The sequence below is a fragment of the Proteus sp. NMG38-2 genome, assembly GCF_020640995.1.
In the GTDB taxonomy this organism is placed as follows: domain Bacteria; phylum Pseudomonadota; class Gammaproteobacteria; order Enterobacterales; family Enterobacteriaceae; genus Proteus.
On sequence record NZ_CP085481.1, the window covers coordinates 289,037 to 309,537 of the forward strand.

Here is a 20,501-nt window from a genome sequence, read left to right on the forward strand (position 1 = left end):
TACCCTAAAGCTATTTGTTAACACAGTTGTAATATGAGGTTAATCCCTTGAGTGACATGGCGAAAAACCTGATCCTCTGGCTAGTTATTGCAGTCGTTTTGATGTCATTATTCCAGAGCTTCGGACCCAGCGATTCGAATAGTCGTAAGGTGGATTACTCTACCTTTATCAATGAGTTAACTAATAACCAATTACGCGAGGTCAGCATAAGTGGTTATGATATTAATGTAACTAAAACAGATAACTCAAAGTACAGCACGTATATGCCTATGCGTGATGACAACCTGCTGACCACTTTAATGAACCGTAATGTAAAAGTAACAGGTGAACCACTTGAAGGCCAAAGCCTTCTGACTCAAATTTTTGTGTCTTGGTTCCCAATGCTATTACTTATTGGTCTTTGGATTTTCTTTATGCGCCAAATGCAAGGTGGTGGCGGTAAAGGTGCGATGTCTTTCGGTAAAAGCAAGGCTCGCATGTTGACAGAAGACCAAATCAAAACAACCTTTGCTGATGTTGCAGGTTGTGATGAAGCAAAAGAAGAAGTAAGCGAATTAGTTGAATATTTACGTGATCCGGGTCGCTTCCAGAAATTAGGGGGTAAAATCCCTAAAGGTATTCTGATGGTAGGGCCTCCTGGTACAGGTAAAACGTTATTAGCGAAAGCCATTGCAGGCGAAGCAAAAGTACCATTCTTCACCATTTCAGGTTCTGATTTCGTTGAAATGTTTGTGGGTGTTGGTGCTTCACGTGTTCGTGACATGTTCGAACAAGCTAAAAAAACCGCGCCTTGTATTATCTTTATCGATGAAATAGATGCCGTAGGGCGTCAACGTGGCGCTGGTTTAGGTGGTGGTCATGATGAACGTGAACAAACATTGAACCAAATGCTTGTTGAAATGGATGGTTTTGAAGGAAATGAAGGGATTATCGTTATTGCGGCAACTAACCGCCCTGACGTTTTAGACCCTGCGTTACTCCGTCCTGGCCGTTTTGACCGTCAAGTGGTTGTAGGTTTACCTGATGTCCGTGGACGTGAACAAATTCTTAAAGTCCATATGCGTCGCGTACCTTTATCACCAGATGTTGATCCTGCAATTCTAGCACGCGGTACACCGGGTTTCTCTGGTGCAGACTTAGCTAACTTAGTTAATGAGGCTGCTTTATTTGCTGCTCGTGGTAATAAACGTGTTGTTTCAATGGTCGAGTTTGAAAAAGCAAAAGATAAGATAATGATGGGTGCGGAACGTCGTTCGATGGTGATGACGGAAGAACAAAAAGCATCAACAGCTTATCATGAAGCCGGTCACGCGATTATTGGACGTTTAGTACCAGAACATGATCCTGTGCATAAAGTGACGATTATTCCTCGCGGACGTGCATTAGGTGTGACTTTCTTCTTACCTGAAGGTGACCAAATCAGTGCTAGCCGTCAGAAATTAGAGAGCCAAATTTCAACACTGTATGGTGGACGCTTAGCAGAAGAAATTATTTATGGTGTTGAGCATGTTTCTACAGGTGCCTCTAACGACATTAAAGTAGCAACAAATATTGCACGTAACATGGTGACACAGTGGGGTTTCTCTGAAAAATTAGGGCCATTACTGTATGCAGAAGAAGACGGCGAAGTATTCTTAGGTCGTTCTGTTGCGAAAGCGCAACATATGTCTGATGAAACTGCTCGTACTATTGATGAAGAAATTAAAGCTATCGTTGATCGTAACTACGTTCGTGCTCGTCAGATCTTGATGGATAATCTTGATATTCTTCATTCAATGAAAGATGCGCTGATGACTTATGAAACTATCGATGCACCTCAAATTGATGATTTAATGAATCGTCGTGATGTTCGCCCACCTGCAGGTTGGGAAGGCAGTAATGGCAATAGTAATGCAACAACTACTGCCCAGCCGACACAAACGCATGTGGCAAGTGAGCCAAAAGATAAGTCTGAGTCAGAAAGTGATACGCCTTCTGATAAAAATACTCACTAATCCTTATTGGGTTATACATATTGAGTAAGCTATAAATACAAACCCCAGGCTTCTGGGGTTTTTTTATGAAGGTATCAATGAAATGAAATTAATTGCTAGAGGAAGAGAACTTAATTTATCAACACCTCAAGTTATGGGGATTTTGAATGTCACTCCGGATTCTTTCTCTGATGGTGGCACTCATAATTCACTTAATGATGCGGTTAACCACGCAGCAAAATTAATTACTGAAGGGGCTTCTATCATCGATATAGGTGGTGAATCGACAAGACCTGGTGCAAATGATGTCTCTATAGATGAAGAGTTACAACGTGTTGTTCCTGTTGTTGAAGCTATTCGTAAGCGTTTTGATGTTTGGATTTCTGTTGATACATCTAAAGCTCAAGTGATTACTGAATCGGCAAATGTAGGGGCTTCAATTATCAATGATATTCGCTCTTTACAAGAACCAGGAGCGCTTGAAGCCGCAGCTAAAACGGGTTTACCTGTGTGTATTATGCATATGCAAGGTGACCCTAAAACTATGCAACAATCACCACATTATGAGAATGTGATGATAGATGTGGATTGTTTTTTACGAGAAAATATTCAACGTTGCGTTGATGCTGGTATTGAAAAAAATCAAATTATTCTTGATCCAGGGTTCGGCTTTGGTAAAAATTTAGCGCATAATTACCAATTATTAGCGCACTTAAGTGAACTTCATCACTTTGGTCTACCTATACTTGCTGGGATGTCACGCAAATCAATGGTTGGACAACTATTGAATGTGCCACCACAAGAGCGTGTTGCTGGTAGCGTGGCCTGTGCTGTCATTGCGGCAATGCAAGGCGCACAAATTATTCGTGTACACGATGTTAAAGAGACAGTTGATGCGATGAAAGTCGTACAAGCGACTCTTTCTGCAAAGGAAAATAATGAATGAGCGAACGTAAATACTTTGGAACAGATGGTATCCGTGGAAAAGTAGGTGATAGTCCAATTACACCTGATTTTGTATTAAAACTGGGTTGGGCTGCGGGCAAAGTATTAGCACGTCATGGCTCTCGTAAAATCATTATTGGTAAAGACACACGAATTTCAGGCTATATGCTGGAGTCTGCATTAGAAGCCGGTTTAGCGGCTGCGGGATTATCAGCCTCATTTACAGGGCCAATGCCAACACCTGCGGTTGCTTATTTAACTCGCACATTTCGCGCTGAAGCAGGGATTGTGATTTCAGCTTCTCATAACCCTTATTACGATAATGGGATCAAATTTTTCTCTATTGACGGTACAAAATTACCAGATGAAGTAGAAGAAGCCATTGAAGCAGAAATGGAAAAGCCGATTACTTGTGTTGAATCAGCAGAGCTGGGTCGAGCAAATCGTATCGTGGATGCAGCAGGTCGTTATATTGAATTTTGTAAAGGCACATTCCCTAACGAAAACAATCTTAATGGCTTAAAAGTGGTTGTTGATTGTGCACATGGTGCAACATACCACATTGCACCTAATGTATTTCGTGAATTAGGCGCGGAAGTTATTACGATTGGTTGTGAACCAACGGGGATTAATATAAATGCTGAATGTGGTGCAACCGATGTTCGTATGTTGCAACAACGTGTACTTGAAGAAGGTGCAGACGTTGGTTTAGCATTCGATGGTGACGGTGACCGTATTATTATGGTTGACCATCAAGGCTTAAAAGTTGATGGTGACCAGATTCTCTATATTATTGCGAGAGAAGCGTTGCGCCAAGGGCAATTACGTGGTGGTGCTGTTGGTACACTGATGAGTAATATGGGATTGGAAATTGCACTTAAGCAACTAGGTATTCCTTTTGTACGAGCTAAAGTGGGTGACCGCTATGTGCTTGAAAAATTACAAGAGAAAGGCTGGCGTTTAGGTGCTGAAAACTCAGGCCACATTATTTTATTAGATAAAACAACCACTGGTGATGGCATTGTTGCAGGCTTACAAGTTTTAAGTGCAATGGTTCGTAATCATATGAGTTTGCATGATTTATGCAGTGGCATGAAACTATTACCTCAAATTTTAGTGAATGTTCGCTTCACAGGAAGTCATGATCCATTACAAACGCCTGAAGTTCAGAAAGTCGCTAAAGCGGTTGAAGAAGAACTTGCAGGTAAAGGGCGTGTACTGTTACGTAAATCAGGCACAGAGCCTTTAATTCGAGTGATGGTTGAAGGCGAAAATGAAGAACAAGTTACAGCGATGGCTAATCGTATTGCTGACGCTGTGAAGCACGTAGGTTAATTGATGCTTTTTTCTTCAATCAATCGCTTTGTCGCAAAATAACCTTGCTTGTCAGTTCAGCTTTGGTTAGTATTCACACCCGCTTAGTAAGGTCTTGAACTAAAGCGGGTGAAGCAATCGAAGGTTATCGTTAAGACGATAAGTTCCATAGAAAAGGTAACGCAAATGTATACGGCACTCATTGTTATTCTTATCATTGTAGCAACAGGGCTAGTTGGTCTGATCCTGTTACAGCAGGGTAAAGGTGCTGATATGGGCGCTTCTTTTGGTGCAGGTGCTTCCGGTACAGTATTTGGTTCAAGCGGTTCAGCTAACTTTATGACCCGTATGACCGCTGTTTTAGCAACAGCTTTTATTGTACTTGCCCTTATTTTAGGTAATCTAAGTGCCAATAAAACTGTGCGTGAAGACAGCAAATGGATGTCTATCGAGCAGACTACAGAAGAAGCAAAAAAAGCTGAGCAATTAGCAGCGCCTGTAGCGCCAGCAAATACAGATATTCCGCAGTAAACTAAGTAAAGATTTAAATGAGATTGTTAATATTTACGCAATAACAGTCTCATTAAAGTGCCGAGGTGGTGAAATTGGTATACACGCTACCTTGAGGTGGTAGTGCCTATAAAACGGGCGTACGGGTTCAAGTCCCGTTCTCGGCACCATTATTCCAGATAGCTTGCGTTTTGCTTGTTATCAGCGTAAAATTTGCCACGTTTTTCGAACGCGGGGTGGAGCAGCTTGGTAGCTCGTCGGGCTCATAACCCGAAGGTCGTCGGTTCAAATCCGGCCCCCGCAACCACTTCTAACAATACAGCACTTTTCTCATTAATCATCTTTTTGAACCGATTATGATCCTGAGTGGAATGTGCCGTAAGAAGAGGTTATTCTCGAATGGCAAGTTACAGGGTCCAGTTGCATAAAGCCCCGAATTTCGGGGTTTTTTGTTATCAGAGAATAGAATACTGGGCTATAGGCCCTTTTTTTATGCCTTGGGGGTGGGTTTGTCCACATTAGAGCAAAAATTAACAGCGATGATTTCAGCACCAGTAGAAGCATTAGGCTTTGAATTTGTCGGTCTTGAGTTTATTCGTGGCCGAGAATCAACATTGCGCATCTATATTGATAGTGAAGACGGTATCACTGTTGATGATTGTGCTGATGTTAGCCACCAGGTCAGTGCTGTGCTGGATGTTGAAGATCCAATTCAAACAGTTTATAACCTTGAGATTTCTTCTCCTGGTTTAGAACGACCTTTATTCACTGCAACGCATTATGAGCAATTTATCGGTGAAGAAGCCGCTATCGTATTACGAATTGCAATGCAAAACCGCCGTAAATGGCAGGGCATTATTAAGTCTGTCGCTGGCGAAATGATCACGGTTACTGTGGATGGTAAAGACGAAGTGTTCGCACTGAGCAACATCCAGAAAGCTAACCTGGTACCCCACTTTTAAGTTTTGAAGAGGCAACTAGGATGAACAAAGAGATTCTGGCTGTTGTGGAAGCGGTCTCTAACGAAAAATCTCTTCCTCGTGAAAAGATTTTTGAAGCACTGGAAACCGCACTAGCGACAGCAACTAAGAAAAAATACGAGCAAGAAATTGATGTTCGCGTATGTATCGACCGTAAAACCGGTGACTTTGATACATTCCGCCGTTGGGTTGCTGTAGATGAAGTGACTCAGCCTACTCGTGAAATTACACTTGAAGCTGCTCAATATGAAGATCCTAGTATCGAACTAGGTGGTTATATTGAAGATCAGATTGAATCAGTTACTTTCGACCGTATTACAACACAAACTGCAAAACAAGTTATCGTACAAAAAGTACGTGAAGCTGAAAGAGCAATGGTTGTTGATCAATTCCGCGAACAATTAGGCGAAATTATCACGGGTGTTGTGAAGAAAGTAAACCGTGAAAACATCACCCTAGACTTAGGAAATAACGCAGAAGCCGTTATTTTACGCGAAGATATGTTACCGCGTGAAAACTTCCGTCCGGGCGACCGTTTACGCGGTGTATTATACGATGTACGTACAGAAACTCGTGGTGCACAACTTTTCGTGACGCGTTCTCGCCCTGAAATGCTGGTTGAACTTTTCCGCATTGAAGTGCCAGAAATTGGCGAAGAAATCATTGAAATTAAAGCTGCAGCGCGTGATCCAGGTTCTCGTGCCAAAATCGCAGTAAAAACTAACGACAAGCGTATTGACCCAGTGGGTGCTTGTGTTGGTATGCGTGGCGCACGTGTACAAGCCGTTTCCAGTGAATTGGGCGGCGAGCGAATTGATATTGTTCTGTGGGATGATAATCCTGCACAATTCGTGATTAATGCAATGGCTCCGGCAGATGTTGCTTCTATTGTTGTCGATGAAGACAAATGTACAATGGATGTTGCAGTTGAAAGCAGTAACCTTGCTCAGGCGATTGGCCGTAACGGTCAAAACGTACGTCTGGCAGCTCAGTTACTGAAAAAACATCGTGGTGATGACAAGTGGGAATTAAACGTCATGACTGCTGATGAATTGAATGCAAAACATCAGGCAGAAGCAAACGCAGCCATTGAAATATTTACTAAGCATCTCGACATTGATGAAGACTTCGCAACTGTTTTAGTTGAAGAAGGTTTCTCTACCCTTGAAGAGTTAGTTTATGTGCCAATCAGTGAACTGCTGGCGATTGACGGATTAGATGAAGACACCGTTGAAGCTCTACGTGAAAGAGCAAAAGCAGCATTAACAACGATTGAATTGGCTCAAAAAGAAAGCCTAGGCGATAACCAGCCAGCCGAGGACTTATTAGCTCTCGAAGGCTTGGAGCGCTCTTTAGCATTTGATCTAGCTGCCCGTGGTATCTGCACACTGGAAGATCTTGCCGAACAGGGTATCGACGACCTAACTGATATTGAAGGTTTAAATAGTGAGCGCGCAGGCGAACTCATTATGGCCGCACGTAATATCTGCTGGTTTGGGAATGATGCGTAACAACTGAGCAGGAAGGAACAGAATGACAGATGAAACAGTAAAATCACTGGCAGAAGAGATTCAGACACCGGTTGAACGTTTGGTACAGCAGTTTGCTGATGCCGGTATTAAGAAGACCGTCTCTGATTCTGTCTCCCAAAAAGAGAAAGAAACCTTACTGGCTTGGTTGAATCGTGATAAAGACGTCTCAACCAACCAACCAGAAAAGTTAACGTTACAACGTAAAGTACGTAGTACGTTAAGTGTTCCTGGTACAGGTGGCAAAAGTAAATCAGTAGCCATCGAAGTCCGCAAAAAACGCACTTATGTGAACCGTGACGCCGTTGAAAAAGCGCAAGCGGATGAGCAAGCTCAGCGTGAAGCGGAAGAAAAGGCGCATCGCGAAGCCGAAGAAAAAGCCCAGCGCGAAGCACAAGAGAAAGCACAGCGCGAAGCTGAAGAAAAAGCAAAACGTGAAGCTGAAAAGGCAAAGAAAGACGCCGAAGAAAAAGCGAAACGTGAAGCTGAAGAAGCAAAACGTGAAGCAGCGGAATTAGCTAAGCGCGAAGCAGCGGAAAAAGATAAAGTGAAACAAAACGATAAACCAAAAGCTGATAAAGCAGCAGATCAGGAAAAAGCACGTCGCAATGCTGAACAGGCTGAACTGAAGCGTAAAACGGAAGAAGCACAGCGCCGTAAAGCAGAAGAAGAAGCACGAGTTGCAGCAGAAAAAGCACGTCTTTTAGCTGAAGAGAATGCTGAAAAATGGACTGCTGAACCTAAAGCACCAGAAACTGAAGGCTCAGACTATCATGTAACAACATCACGTTATGCTCGTGATGCAGAAGATGAAAGTGATGCTGAAGTTGAAGGTGGCCGCGGTCGTGGTCGCAATGCCAAGGCTCCTCGTCCTAAGAAAAACAACCGCCATTCTGAAAAAGCAGATCGTGAAGAAGCACGTGCTGCTGGTCGTACTAACAAGAAAGGTAAACGTAAAGGTAGCTCATTACAACAAGGCTTCAATAAGCCAGCAGCTGTTGTAAACCGTGATGTTATTATCGGTGAGACTATTTCTGTTGCTGAACTTGCTAACAAAATGGCAGTAAAAGGGTCTGAAGTTATCAAAACCATGATGAAAATGGGTGCTATGGCAACCATTAACCAGGTTTTAGACCAAGAAACTGCACAGCTTGTTGCTGAAGAAATGGGTCACAAAGTTATCTTACGTCGTGAAAACGAGTTAGAAGAACAAGTCATGAGTGATCGTGATACTGGCGAAGAAAGTGCTGTATCTCGTGCACCGGTTGTGACTATCATGGGTCACGTTGACCACGGTAAAACATCATTACTGGACTACATTCGTTCAACGAAAGTAGCATCAGGCGAAGCGGGTGGTATCACCCAGCATATCGGTGCTTACCACGTTAAAACAGATAAAGGTGAAATCACCTTCCTAGACACCCCAGGTCACGCCGCGTTTACTTCAATGCGTGCTCGTGGTGCTCAGGTAACGGATATCGTTGTTCTGGTTGTTGCGGCAGATGATGGTGTAATGCCACAAACTATCGAAGCAATCCAACACGCAAAAGCTGCAAACGTACCCGTTGTTGTTGCTGTGAACAAAATCGATAAACACGAAGCTGATCCTGATCGCGTGAAAACTGAACTGTCTCAATATGGCATCCTGCCAGAAGAGTGGGGCGGTGAAACTCAGTTTATGCACGTATCTGCAAAACAAGGTTTAGGTATTGACGAACTGCTGGATGCGATTCTTTTACAAGCTGAAGTTCTTGAACTGAAAGCAGTTAAAGAAGGTATGGCAAGCGGTGTTGTTATCGAATCTTACCTCGATAAAGGCCGTGGCCCTGTGGCAACTATCCTTGTTCGTGAAGGTACGCTGAATAAAGGTGATATCGTTCTGTGTGGCTTCGAATACGGTCGTATTCGTGCAATGCGTAACGAATTAGGCCAAGACGTTCAATCTGCTGGCCCATCAATGCCTGTTGAGATTTTAGGTCTGTCTAACGTTCCTTCTGCAGGTGATGAAGCAACGGTTGTTCGTGATGAGAAGAAAGCGCGTGAAGTTGCATTATACCGTCAAGGTAAATTCCGCGATGTTAAACTGGCTCGTCAGCAGAAATCTAAACTGGAAAACATGTTTGCTAACATGGAAGAAGGTAAAACTTCTGAACTGAACATCGTTCTGAAAACGGACGTTCAAGGTACTTGTGAAGCGATTACTGATGCATTAGTTAAACTGTCTACTAACGAAGTTAAACTGAAAATCATCGGTTCTGGCGTAGGTGGTATCACTGAAACTGATGCAACATTAGCGGCTGCTTCTAACGCAATTATTCTTGGTTTCAACGTTCGTGCAGATGCATCTGCTCGCCGTATTATTGAACAAGAAAGTGTTGATTTACGTTACTACTCCGTTATCTATAGCCTGATTGACGAAATCAAACTGGCAATGAGTGGTATGTTGGCACCTGAATATAAACAAGAAATCATGGGTCTTGCAGAAGTCCGTGATGTGTTTAAATCACCGAAATTCGGCGCGATTGCGGGCTGTATGGTGGTTGAAGGTAACATCAAACGTAATAACCCAATTCGTGTTCTACGTGATAACGTGGTTATCTACGAAGGCGAACTTGAGTCACTACGTCGCTTTAAAGATGACGTCAACGAAGTGCGTAACGGCATGGAATGTGGTATCGGTGTGAAAAACTACAATGATGTTCGTGTTGGCGACATGATTGAAGTCTTCCAAGTTATCGAAATCAAACGTTCTATTGATTAATCTAGTACGTCTTGTTTTAAAAGGGAGCTTAACGGCTCCCTTCTTATTCCCTTCTTTGCTGTATTCTCTTTTATTTTCCTCTTCATTTTTCAACATAACCGAAATAGATTGGCTTTCAGTAATTTATGAAAGTGAGATAACAGGGTAAAATAGCAACAAAGAAACATTTTATTTCTAAAGAAAGAAATCAGAGAAAGCGGTTGTTAAATACCACTTCATGTATACTCTTTAGATATCATTGATTTTAGATCTGAATTAATAGTGACAATCAGGGCAATACCCTATTGTCAGGGAGAGATAAAATGGCAAGAGATTTTAGCCGTAGTCAGCGTGTTTCTCAGGAAATGCAAAAAGAAATCGCCATCATTCTACAACGTGAAGTAAAAGATCCTCGTATTGGAATGGCCACTGTATCTGGCGTTGAAATTTCTCGCGATTTGGCTTACGCCAAAGTGTTCGTCACCTTTTTAAACTTATCTGGTGGTGAAAAAAGCGAAGAAGAGATGGTTGAAGATGGCTTAACTGCCTTGAATGAAGCTGCGGGTTTTATTCGTTCATTATTAGGTAAAGCAATGCGTTTACGTATTGTGCCAGAACTGACATTTGCTTATGACAACTCATTAGTTGAAGGTATGCGCATGTCTAATTTAGTTTCTAATGTCGTTAAAAACGACGAAGAGCGTCGTCATAAAGAGGAAGAATAATGGGGCGTCGTCGTAAGGGGCGTGAGATTAACGGCGTATTGCTACTCGATAAACCCCAAGATATTTCCTCTAACGACGCACTCCAAAAAGTCCGCCGTATGTTTAATGCCAGTAAGGCAGGGCATACGGGGGCATTGGATCCTTTAGCAACAGGTATGCTACCTATTTGTTTAGGTGAAGCGACGAAGTTTTCACAGTTTCTATTGGATTCGGATAAGCGTTATCGTGTTATTGCCCGCTTAGGCCAACGAACAGATACTTCTGATGCACATGGTGAAGTTATCCAAGAGCGCCCAGTGCAATTTACGCAGCAAGCTTTAGACGATGCCTTAGAGAGCTTTCGTGGTGAAACATTGCAAGTTCCTTCAATGTACTCTGCTTTAAAGCATCAAGGTAAACCGCTTTATGAATATGCAAGACAAGGCATAGAAGTTGAGCGAGAAGCAAGACCGATTACTGTTTATGAACTCCAGTTTATTCGCTGGGAAGGCGACGAATTAGAACTAGAAATTCATTGCTCTAAAGGAACGTATATTCGCACAATCATTGATGATCTTGGTGAGAAATTACAATGTGGTGCCCACGTTATTTTCTTACGCCGATTAGAAGTTGCAGATTATCCTAAAGAGCGAATGGTAACGTTAGAGCAATTAAGAGCGATGATAGAAAATGCACAAACTGCACAAGAAGATCCTTTCGCGGCACTTGATGCACTGTTATTGCCTATGGATACCGCTGTGGCCGATTTTCCTGTTGTGAATTTAACCACGATCATTGCGGGTTATCTCAAGCTAGGACAGCCTGTTCGCGTTAATCATGATATCAATGAAGGCGAATGGGTGAGAGTAACTGAAGGTGATGAAAAAAAATTCATTGGCCTTGCTATCATTAAAGATGGCCTAGTTGCTCCGAAAAGAGTCGTTGTAGACTATAGCGCACAAGATAACACTTAATAGCAATCTTGCGCTAAAAGTGTTTGAAGCGTAGAATAATGCGGCTATCTGTTTAGGTGGCTGAGTTGGATAGCTGAATTAGAGATTGGCTATCCTAAAAATTTTAATTTAATTGGAGTTTATTATGTCTCTAAGTACTGAAGCGAAAGCAAAAATCGTTGCTGAATTTGGTCGTGATGCTAACGATACTGGCTCAAGCGAAGTTCAGGTTGCACTGCTGACTGCAGAAATCAACCACCTGCAAGGTCACTTTTCAGAGCACAAAAAAGATCACCACAGCCGTCGTGGTCTGCTGCGTAAAGTTTCCAGCCGTCGTAATCTGCTGGACTACCTGAAACGTAAAGATGTTGCTCGTTACTCTGCACTGATTGAACGTTTAGGTCTGCGTCGCTAATCAAGTGAGTTTCAGTGGAAAGGGGCCTGTTGGCCCCTTTTCTACTAGAAAGTGCTATTTTTAATATTAGTCGTTATGTTTTAATGTGGTGATTGTTATTTAGTCTCTCTAGTTACGACAATTCGCGCGGCTAATGAAAGTATTTATTGCTAATAAGTGGTCAATATTTTCATTAGTCGCGAGGGGACGTAGCGGAGAAAAGATCATTCATCGTCGCTAAACATCTGGCGACAATAAGATAAAGGATATTATTTTGCTGAATCCTACAGTTCGTAAATTTCAATACGGTCAACATACGGTTTCAATCGAAACGGGTATGATGGCTCGTCAAGCAACAGCTGCTGTTATGGTTGACATGGACGGCACCGCTGTTTTTGTTACCGTTGTTGCAAAGAAAAAAGTTAAAGCTGGTCAAGATTTCTTCCCATTAACAGTGAACTACCAAGAGCGTTCGTACGCTGCTGGTCGTATCCCAGGTAGCTTCTTCCGTCGCGAAGGTCGTCCAGGTGAAGGCGAAACGTTAATTGCACGTTTAATTGACCGCCCATTACGCCCATTATTCCCAGAAGGTTTCTTAAACGAAATCCAAATCGTTGCTACTGTTGTTTCTGTTAACCCACAAGTTAACCCAGATATCGTTGCAATGATTGGTGCTTCTGCTGTATTAGCTCTGTCAGGTGTTCCATTTAATGGTCCTATCGGTGGTGCTCGTGTTGGTTTCATCGATGGTCAATATGTTCTGAACCCAACTGTTGATGAGCTGAAAGTGAGTAAATTAGACTTAGTGGTTGCAGGTACTGCAGGCGCTGTGCTGATGGTAGAATCAGAAGCTGATTTATTATCAGAAGAAGAAATGTTAGGTGCAGTGGTATTTGGTCATGATCAACAACAAGTTGTGATTGAAAATATCAATGCATTAGTTGCTGAAGTCGGTAAAGAAAAATGGGATTGGGCACCAGAAGCCGTTAACCAAACTTTACACGATCGCATTGCAGAATTAGCGCAAGCACGCATCGGTGATGCATACCGTATCACTGAAAAACAAGAACGTTATGAACAAATCGAAGCAATTCGCGATGAAGTTGTTGCAACGTTATTAGCTGAAGATGAAACCTTAGATGAAGGTGAAATCAACGATCTATTCTCTAGCTTAGAGAAAAACATTGTTCGTGCTCGTGTATTAGCAGGCGAACCTCGTATCGATGGTCGTGAAAAAGACATGGTACGTGCATTAGATATCCGCACAGGTTTATTACCACGTACTCACGGTTCAGCACTGTTTACACGTGGTGAAACACAGGCTTTAGTGACTGCGACATTAGGTACTGCGCGTGATGCTCAAACTATTGATGATATCATGGGTGAGCACACTGATACCTTCTTACTGCATTATAACTTCCCTCCATATTCTGTTGGTGAAACAGGTATGATGGGCTCACCAAAACGTCGTGAAATTGGCCATGGCCGTTTAGCAAAACGTGGTGTGTTAGCGGTAATGCCGACTATTGAAGAATTCCCATATACTGTTCGCGTGGTTTCTGAAATCACTGAATCAAATGGTTCATCTTCAATGGCGTCTGTATGTGGTGCTTCTTTAGCACTGATGGATGCGGGTGTACCAATTAAAGAATCTGTTGCTGGTATTGCAATGGGTCTGGTAAAAGAAGGCGACAACTTTGTTGTTCTTTCAGATATTCTGGGTGATGAAGACCATTTAGGCGATATGGACTTTAAAGTTGCGGGTAGCCGTAACGGTGTCAGCGCATTACAAATGGATATCAAAATCGAAGGTATCACACGTGAAATCATGCAAGTTGCGTTAAACCAAGCGAAAAGCGCACGCCTGCATATTTTAGGTGTTATGGAAGATGCAATTAGCCAACCTCGTGCTGATATTTCTGAATTCGCACCACGTATTCATACTATCAAAATTAATTCAGACAAAATCAAAGACGTTATCGGTAAAGGTGGTTCAGTTATCCGTGCATTAACGGAAGAAACGGGCACAACTATCGAAATCGAAGATGATGGTACTGTGAAGATTGCTGCAACAAGCAATGAGCAAGCTAAAATGGCAATTGCTCGTATCGAAGAAATCACAGCTGAAGTTGAAGTGGGCCGTATCTACAACGGTAAAGTAACTCGTATCGTAGATTTCGGTGCGTTTGTTGCTATCGGTGGCGGTAAAGAAGGTCTGGTTCATATTTCTCAAATCGCAGATAAACGCGTTGAGAAAGTGAGTGATTACTTGGAAATGGGTCAAGAAGTTCCAGTTAAAGTGCTGGAAATTGACCGTCAAGGCCGTATTCGCTTAAGTATGAAAGAAGCTCAAGCTAATCAGCAGGAAGCAACAGAAACTTCTTCTGAAGATTCTGCGAATTAATGATATTCTACTACCGATATCTAGACATAGGTATCGGTAGAGACTTATTATGATTGACAAGTAGGACGTCCAGAACGCTTTTTGTTGAAAGGTCTGACTTTGGGAGTGAGAAATGAAAACATTTCTGCGCGGTTGTTCTATTGCTGTTTTCATCTTTATTTCCGGATGCAGCACTAGTCCAGAATGGCGTCAGAATGCGATTTTCGCCACTCCATTACAACCTTCTTTACAACAAGAAGTGATATTGGCTCGTATAGAACAAATTCTTGCGAGTCGCTCATTAACCGAAGATGAATACGCACAGCTTTTATATGAGCGTGGTGTGCTGTATGATAGTCTCGGTTTACGAGCTTTAGCGCGTAATGATTTTTCAATGGCGCTATCAATAAGACCAGATATGCTGGAAATTTTTAATTTTCTAGGTATCTATTTTACGCAAGCAGCGAACTATGATGCTGCTTATGAAGCGTTTGATTCTGTTTTAGAGCTTGATCCAACTTACAATAATGCGCGTTTTAATCGTGGTATCGCTTTATACTACGGTGGCCGATTGAAATTGGCGCAGGATGATCTGCAGGCGTTTTATCAGGTCGATCCAAATGACCCCATTCGTTCGCTTTGGTTATATCTTGTCGAAAAAGAGATAAACACTGATTTAGCTAAACAACAGTTAAAACAGCGATACCAGCAGGCGGATAAAACGGGGCAATGGGGATGGAATATAGTTGAGTTTTATTTAGGTAACATTAATGAAAAAGCATTAATGTCAAAACTACGTGAAGCCTCAACCGATAACACTTCGCTCGCTGAGCATCTTAGTGAAACTAACTTCTATTTAGGTAAGTATTACCTAAGTCTGGGGGACATGGATAGCGCAGAAGCGTTATTCAAGCTGACGGTTGCCAACAACGCACATAACTTTGTTGAGCACCGCTACGCATTGTTGGAATTAGCACTGTTAGGCCAACAAGAAGACCTAGCGGAATCGGACCAGCAATAGCTGACGAACATTTCTCTGATCAGTTTGAAAGCCATCATCTGCATAGGATGAGGGCTTGTTTGTTCGTTTAATAATATAATTTGAGCCAGTTCACATTTTAGATGATAAAGACCGACAAACCATGCGGTATGTTATGTCAACTGGCTGCCATAATGAATGAGGCACAGTGACATGACTACTGAAACCGATATGACTTTTGCTGATCTAGGTTTATCAGCACCTATTTTGACTGCACTGAATGACTTAGGCTACGAGAAGCCTTCTCCAATTCAGCAACAATGTATTCCTTTCCTTTTAAACGGCAATGATGTTTTAGGTATGGCACAGACTGGTAGTGGTAAAACCGCTGCATTTAGCCTGCCGTTATTACACAATCTTGATGAATCATTAAAAGCACCACAAATTTTAGTTTTAGCACCAACTCGCGAACTTGCTGTTCAGGTTGCTGAAGCCATCGAAGATTTCTCTAAGCATTTACCAAAAGTAAATGTAGTTGCACTGTATGGTGGTCAGCGTTATGACGTTCAATTACGTGCATTACGCCAAGGGCCACAAGTGGTTGTAGGCACACCTGGTCGTTTATTAGACCATTTAAACCGTGGCACATTAGATTTATCTAAACTGAAAGGCTTAGTTTTAGATGAAGCTGATGAAATGTTACGTATGGGCTTTATTGAAGATGTTGAAAATATCTTAAGTAAGATCCCAGCTGAACACCAAACTGCGCTGTTCTCTGCAACAATGCCAGAAGCTATTCGTCGTATTACACGTCGCTTCATGAATGATCCTAAAGAAGTTCGCATTCAAAGCAGCGTAACAACTCGCCCAGACATCAGCCAAAGTTACTGGATGACATTTGGTGCGCGTAAAAATGAAGCATTAATTCGTTTCTTAGAAGCGGAAGATTTTGATGCGGCGATTATTTTCGTGCGTACTAAAAATGCAACATTAGAAGTTGCAGAAGCATTAGAACGTAATGGTTATAACAGTGCAGCATTAAATGGTGACATGAACCAATCACTGCGTGAGCAAACATTAGAGCGTTTGAAAAATGGTCGTTTAGACATTTTAATCGCGACTGATGTTGCAGCTCGTGGTCTTGATGTTGACCGTATCAGCCTTGTTGTGAACTATGATATCCCAATGGATTCAGAATCTTATGTTCACCGTATTGGTCGTACTGGCCGTGCTGGCCGTGCTGGTCGCGCAATTTTATTCGTTGATAATCGTGAACGCCGTTTACTGCGTAATATCGAACGTACAATGAAGATGACTATTCCTGAAGTAGAACTGCCAAATGCAGAACTTATCAGCCAACGTCGTCAGGAAAAATTTGCACAGCAAATCGCTCAGCAATTAGAAACAAGCAACCTTGACCAATATCGCGCTCTGTTACCTAAATTAGCGCCACAAGGTGAAGAAGCGTTAGATATGGAAACACTGGCTGCGGTATTACTGAAAATGGCTCAAGGTGAGCGTGCGCTTATCCTGCCACCAGATCCAGTTCGTCGCCCTCGTCGTGAATTTAACGATCGTGATGATCGTCGTCGCGGTGATAACGATCGTGAACGTGCTCCTCGCCGTGAACGTCGTGATGCTGGTGAAATGGATTTATACCGTATTGAAGTAGGTCGTGATGATGGTGTTGAAGTTCGTCATATCGTGGGCGCAATTGCTAACGAAGGCGATATCAGCAGCCGTTACATTGGTAATATCAAACTGTATGGTTCTCACTCAACTATCGAGTTACCAAAAGGTATGCCAACTGACTTATTAGGTCACTTTACACGTACACGTATCATGAACAAACCACTGAATATGCAATTAGTGGGAGATGCTCAATCTCAACCTTTCCGTGAACGTCGTAATAACAGCCGCCGTGATGGTCAACCACAAGGTGGTCGTCGTTTTAACAATGGTGATCAACCACAACGTCGTGGTAATAACGACCGTGGTGGCGAACGTAGTAACGATCGTGGTGGCGAACGTAGTAATGATCGTGGTGGCGAACGCGGTAACTTCCGTAGTCGTAACAACGAAGGTACTCCACGTCGTCGTAGCAGCTCTCATAATCAATAAGAGCCTATAATCAACTCAATGTTAATTGAGCTGATGATAAAAAATCGAAACCAGTCAATGAACATTGGCTGGTTTTTTTATGCTTATTTAAATGATATAAAATTTATTACATCGAATTTTTATCAATATAAAAAATAGACATATTTATGAAAAGTAATTGGCTAGAATTACGTTGTATCCAACAAAATAATGATACTTGTGCTGACTTTAATTTTTATATTGATGGCAGAGCACTTGATGAATGGCTTCAATAGCAGGATAGAAATCCCCAATTAACATTCGACTATGAGAGAAATCACGCTCTACAGACGCATCTTTTTGGGTGTGAATATCACGAATTTCAATACGGTTTTTATAAACTTTAATATAAATAGGTTCCATCCTATTTTTTCCTTATATAAATAATTAGCTTAAGCCAATTGCTTCTTTTAACGGTTTTAGATATCGACGGCTAACAGGAATTTGGCTGTTATTGTGTAAGATCAGTTCAGCTTGCCCATTATCACCAAAAATAATCTCATTAACATAATCCATATTCACTAAATATTGGCGATGGCAACGAACTAATTGTGTGCGTGTTTCTAATGTACGTAGTGTTAATTCAGTAAAACCTTCTTGGCCTTGATTATTAGTGACATAAACACCACTAAGTCTTGATGTAGCAAATATGGCTTCATCAATTGGCATTAACCAAATACGGCTATGCCCAGTACATGGAATGCATTTTAAGCGTTCTTCTGGAGGAGTTAATAAATCAATATTTTGCTTATTACCTTGGCGTAAACGGTTTAATGTTTTTGTGAGACGCTCTTGCTCTAAAGGTTTGAGTAAATAATCAAAAGCATGTTCTTCAAAGGCTTGGATCGCATATTCTTCAAATGCAGTTAAAAAAACAATATAAGGGCGATGTTCAGGATCAAGCATTGTGACCATTTCAAGTCCAGTAATGCGAGGCATTTGAATATCAAGGAAAACAACATCAGGTTTTTTACGATGTATTTCACCTATGGCTTCAATAGCATTACTGCATTCACCAACAATATGAATATCCTTTTCAACTTCAAGTAAACAACGTAAATTCTCACGAGCCAGTGGCTCATCATCAACGATTAATATATTCATTGTTATGTAACGTTATCCATGCTTTTTTCTAGAGGTAAGCAAATTTTCACCTTTGTATATTCATCAGCTTGGCATTCGACTAAAACACCATAAAGCTCGCCATAGCGTAATTTTAATCGCTTATCCACCAGCCTCATGCCTAATCCTAATTCATGGGAAGGAGATTGAGGTCGATAAAGCCCCGCATTATCACAGATTTCAATAATGATCAGATGGTGCTCTTGGTGCGCCCTAATTGTAATCTTTCCAGTGTCTAATAACTGTGATGTTCCATGTTTAATTGCATTTTCGACCATCGGCTGAAGCGAAAAAGCAGGTAAACGAGCATTGGTTAACGTTTCTGGAATATGAATATCAATTTGTAAACGATCTTGGAAACGGGCTTTTTCAATTTGCAGATAAGCATTTACATGTTCAATTTCATCACTTAATGTCACAACTGCTTCAGGTCTTTTTAAATTCTTACGAAAGAACGCTGAAAGAAATTGGACTAATTGTTTTGCTTGTTCACTATCACGGCGAATAACGGCTTGTAGTGTATTTAACGCATTAAAAAGAAAATGTGGATTTACTTGTGCATGTAGAAGTTTAATCTCTGATTCTAAAAGTGATTGCTTATTTCGCTCATATTGCCCTGCCAGAATTTGTGCAGATAATAAACTGGCTATACCTTCTCCTAAAGTACGGTTAATTGAACTAAACAGGCGATTTTTAGCTTCATAAAGTTTTATTGTCCCAATGACTTGATTATTTTCACCTCTTAGCGGAATAACTAAGGTTGATCCTAGCTTACAATGAGGAGAAAGTGTGCAACGGTACGGCGTTTCATTACCGTCAGCATAAACAACTTCATTATTATTAATTGCCTGTTTCGATTGTTCTGATGAAATAGGCGTACCAGGTAAATGGTGATCGGCGCCAATACCAATAAAGGCGAGTAGTTTTTCTCTGTCAGTAATAGCAACAGCACTGACTCTTAATTCTTGATAAATAACTTTTGCAACTCGAGTGCTATTGTCTTGATTAAATCCTTTACGCAAAATACCTTCGGTACAAACGGCAATTTTTAATGCTTGTGCTGAGAAAGCGCTGGTGTATTTTTCAAATATTGCCCGTCTATCTTGTAATATTCTAATAAACATTGCTGCACCAATAGTGTTTGCAACAATCATAGGCGCTGCAATATCCTTAACTAAGGCAAGAGCTTCATTAAACGGTCGTGCTAATAATAAAATAATACTCATCTGTATTATTTCGGCAAAGAAGGTTACTGCAGCCGCAGTCCATGGATTAAATATCCGATGCATTTGGCCACGTTTGACATAATAGCGGTGAACTAATCCACCAATTAATCCCTCTGCGATAGTTGAAACCATACAACTTAGTGCGGTCATGCCTCCGAGAGAATAACGATGTAATCCCCCGGTAAAGCCAACAAGAAAGCCGACATATGGGCCGCCGAGTAATCCTCCTAAGACAGATCCAATCGCGCGCGTGTTAGCAATAGAGTCATTAATATGTAACCCAAAATAGGTGCCCATAATGCAAAAAATAGAGAAAATGACATAGCACATCAACTTATGAGGGAGTTTTATCGTGACCTGTAAAAGTGGCGTAAATAGTGGTGTTTTGCTTAAAAACCAAGCAATAATTAAATAAACGCACATTTGCTGTAATAACAGCAAAATAAGATCAAATTCATACATAGGTGTTGAGTACCGTTCTCTTTTTTATCTGATTAATATAAAAAGTTCAGATAAAACGGGGCTATTAATTAGGCGATAAAGTTTGATATAAGAGTAACTTAATCGCGCTTTCAAAGAAAATATTCCTTTGCGTCAGTGATCTGGCGCA

The 20,501-nt window shown here is 41.5% G+C and carries 16 protein-coding genes and 2 tRNA genes; 15 read left to right on the forward strand and 3 right to left on the reverse strand.

The features are described from left to right. Positions 1-47 precede the first annotated feature (47 nt). The 15 genes from ftsH (at position 48) to LG402_RS01540 (ending at position 17,525) form a co-directional block, all read left to right on the forward strand. The gene (gene ftsH, locus LG402_RS01470) at positions 48-1,994 is read left to right on the forward strand and encodes an ATP-dependent zinc metalloprotease FtsH (protein WP_109408498.1); all 1,947 of its coding nucleotides are present in this window, start codon (positions 48-50) and stop codon (positions 1,992-1,994) included. 82 nt (positions 1,995-2,076) lie between these two features. Further along, positions 2,077-2,919: a dihydropteroate synthase gene (gene folP / locus LG402_RS01475; RefSeq protein WP_166540298.1), complete on the forward strand. Its 843-nt coding sequence runs from the start codon at positions 2,077-2,079 to the stop codon at positions 2,917-2,919. Beyond that, on the forward strand, positions 2,916-4,253 hold the full coding sequence (glmM, locus tag LG402_RS01480) for a phosphoglucosamine mutase (protein ID WP_109408500.1): 1,338 nt from the start codon (positions 2,916-2,918) through the stop codon (positions 4,251-4,253). Before folP ends, glmM begins: the two co-directional genes overlap by 4 nt. 165 nt (positions 4,254-4,418) lie before the next feature. Beyond that, entirely contained in the window at positions 4,419-4,763 is a 345-nt protein-coding gene (gene secG, locus LG402_RS01485; RefSeq protein WP_036914692.1) for a preprotein translocase subunit SecG, read from the forward strand. 59 nt (positions 4,764-4,822) lie between these two features. Beyond that, positions 4,823-4,912, forward strand: a tRNA-Leu gene (locus tag LG402_RS01490). 60 nt (positions 4,913-4,972) lie between these two features. Further along, positions 4,973-5,049, forward strand: a tRNA-Met gene (locus tag LG402_RS01495). A gap of 202 nt (positions 5,050-5,251) precedes the next feature. After that, entirely contained in the window at positions 5,252-5,704 is a 453-nt protein-coding gene (rimP, locus tag LG402_RS01500) for a ribosome maturation factor RimP (RefSeq protein ID WP_072069568.1), read from the forward strand. Positions 5,705-5,724: 20 nt separating this feature from the next. Next, positions 5,725-7,233 (forward strand): transcription termination factor NusA, encoded by a 1,509-nt coding sequence (gene nusA, locus LG402_RS01505; RefSeq protein ID WP_006535691.1) that lies wholly within the window; start codon positions 5,725-5,727, stop codon positions 7,231-7,233. Between the two features lie 22 nt (positions 7,234-7,255). Further along, complete coding sequence (infB, locus tag LG402_RS01510) at positions 7,256-10,012, forward strand: translation initiation factor IF-2 (RefSeq protein ID WP_072069567.1); 2,757 nt, start codon at positions 7,256-7,258, stop codon at positions 10,010-10,012. A gap of 302 nt (positions 10,013-10,314) precedes the next feature. After that, positions 10,315-10,716 carry a 30S ribosome-binding factor RbfA gene (rbfA, locus tag LG402_RS01515; protein WP_109408501.1) on the forward strand — a complete coding sequence of 134 codons (402 nt, stop codon included), beginning with the start codon at positions 10,315-10,317 and terminating at the stop codon, positions 10,714-10,716. Then, entirely contained in the window at positions 10,716-11,669 is a 954-nt protein-coding gene (gene truB / locus LG402_RS01520; RefSeq protein WP_166540299.1) for a tRNA pseudouridine(55) synthase TruB, read from the forward strand. The genes rbfA and truB overlap by 1 nt, the downstream gene beginning before the upstream one ends. A 124-nt stretch (positions 11,670-11,793) precedes the next feature. Next, positions 11,794-12,063, forward strand: coding sequence for a 30S ribosomal protein S15 (gene rpsO, locus LG402_RS01525; protein ID WP_166540300.1), 270 nt, complete (start codon positions 11,794-11,796; stop codon positions 12,061-12,063). A 253-nt stretch (positions 12,064-12,316) separates the two neighbouring features. Then, positions 12,317-14,446, forward strand: coding sequence for a polyribonucleotide nucleotidyltransferase (gene pnp / locus LG402_RS01530; protein ID WP_166540301.1), 2,130 nt, complete (start codon positions 12,317-12,319; stop codon positions 14,444-14,446). 112 nt (positions 14,447-14,558) lie between these two features. Continuing rightward, a complete protein-coding gene (gene nlpI / locus LG402_RS01535; RefSeq protein ID WP_109394665.1) occupies positions 14,559-15,446 on the forward strand; it encodes a lipoprotein NlpI in 888 nt (295 codons plus the stop codon). Positions 15,447-15,617: 171 nt separating this feature from the next. Continuing rightward, complete coding sequence (locus LG402_RS01540) at positions 15,618-17,525, forward strand: DEAD/DEAH family ATP-dependent RNA helicase (RefSeq protein WP_227336304.1); 1,908 nt, start codon at positions 15,618-15,620, stop codon at positions 17,523-17,525. A 207-nt stretch (positions 17,526-17,732) separates the two neighbouring features. On the opposite strand, the gene LG402_RS01545 is transcribed toward LG402_RS01540, so the two are convergent. Genes LG402_RS01545 through LG402_RS01555 form a run of 3 tightly spaced genes read right to left on the reverse strand, consistent with a single transcriptional unit; the run spans position 17,733 to position 20,353 of the window. After that, positions 17,733-17,906: a hypothetical protein gene (locus LG402_RS01545; protein WP_166540237.1), complete on the reverse strand. Its 174-nt coding sequence runs from the start codon at positions 17,904-17,906 to the stop codon at positions 17,733-17,735. Between the two features lie 24 nt (positions 17,907-17,930). Continuing rightward, positions 17,931-18,647 carry a two-component system response regulator BtsR gene (gene btsR, locus LG402_RS01550; protein WP_036939320.1) on the reverse strand — a complete coding sequence of 239 codons (717 nt, stop codon included), beginning with the start codon at positions 18,645-18,647 and terminating at the stop codon, positions 17,931-17,933. Positions 18,648-18,649: 2 nt separating this feature from the next. After that, a complete protein-coding gene (locus tag LG402_RS01555) occupies positions 18,650-20,353 on the reverse strand; it encodes a sensor histidine kinase (RefSeq protein WP_109408506.1) in 1,704 nt (567 codons plus the stop codon). Positions 20,354-20,501: the final 148 nt, after the last annotated feature.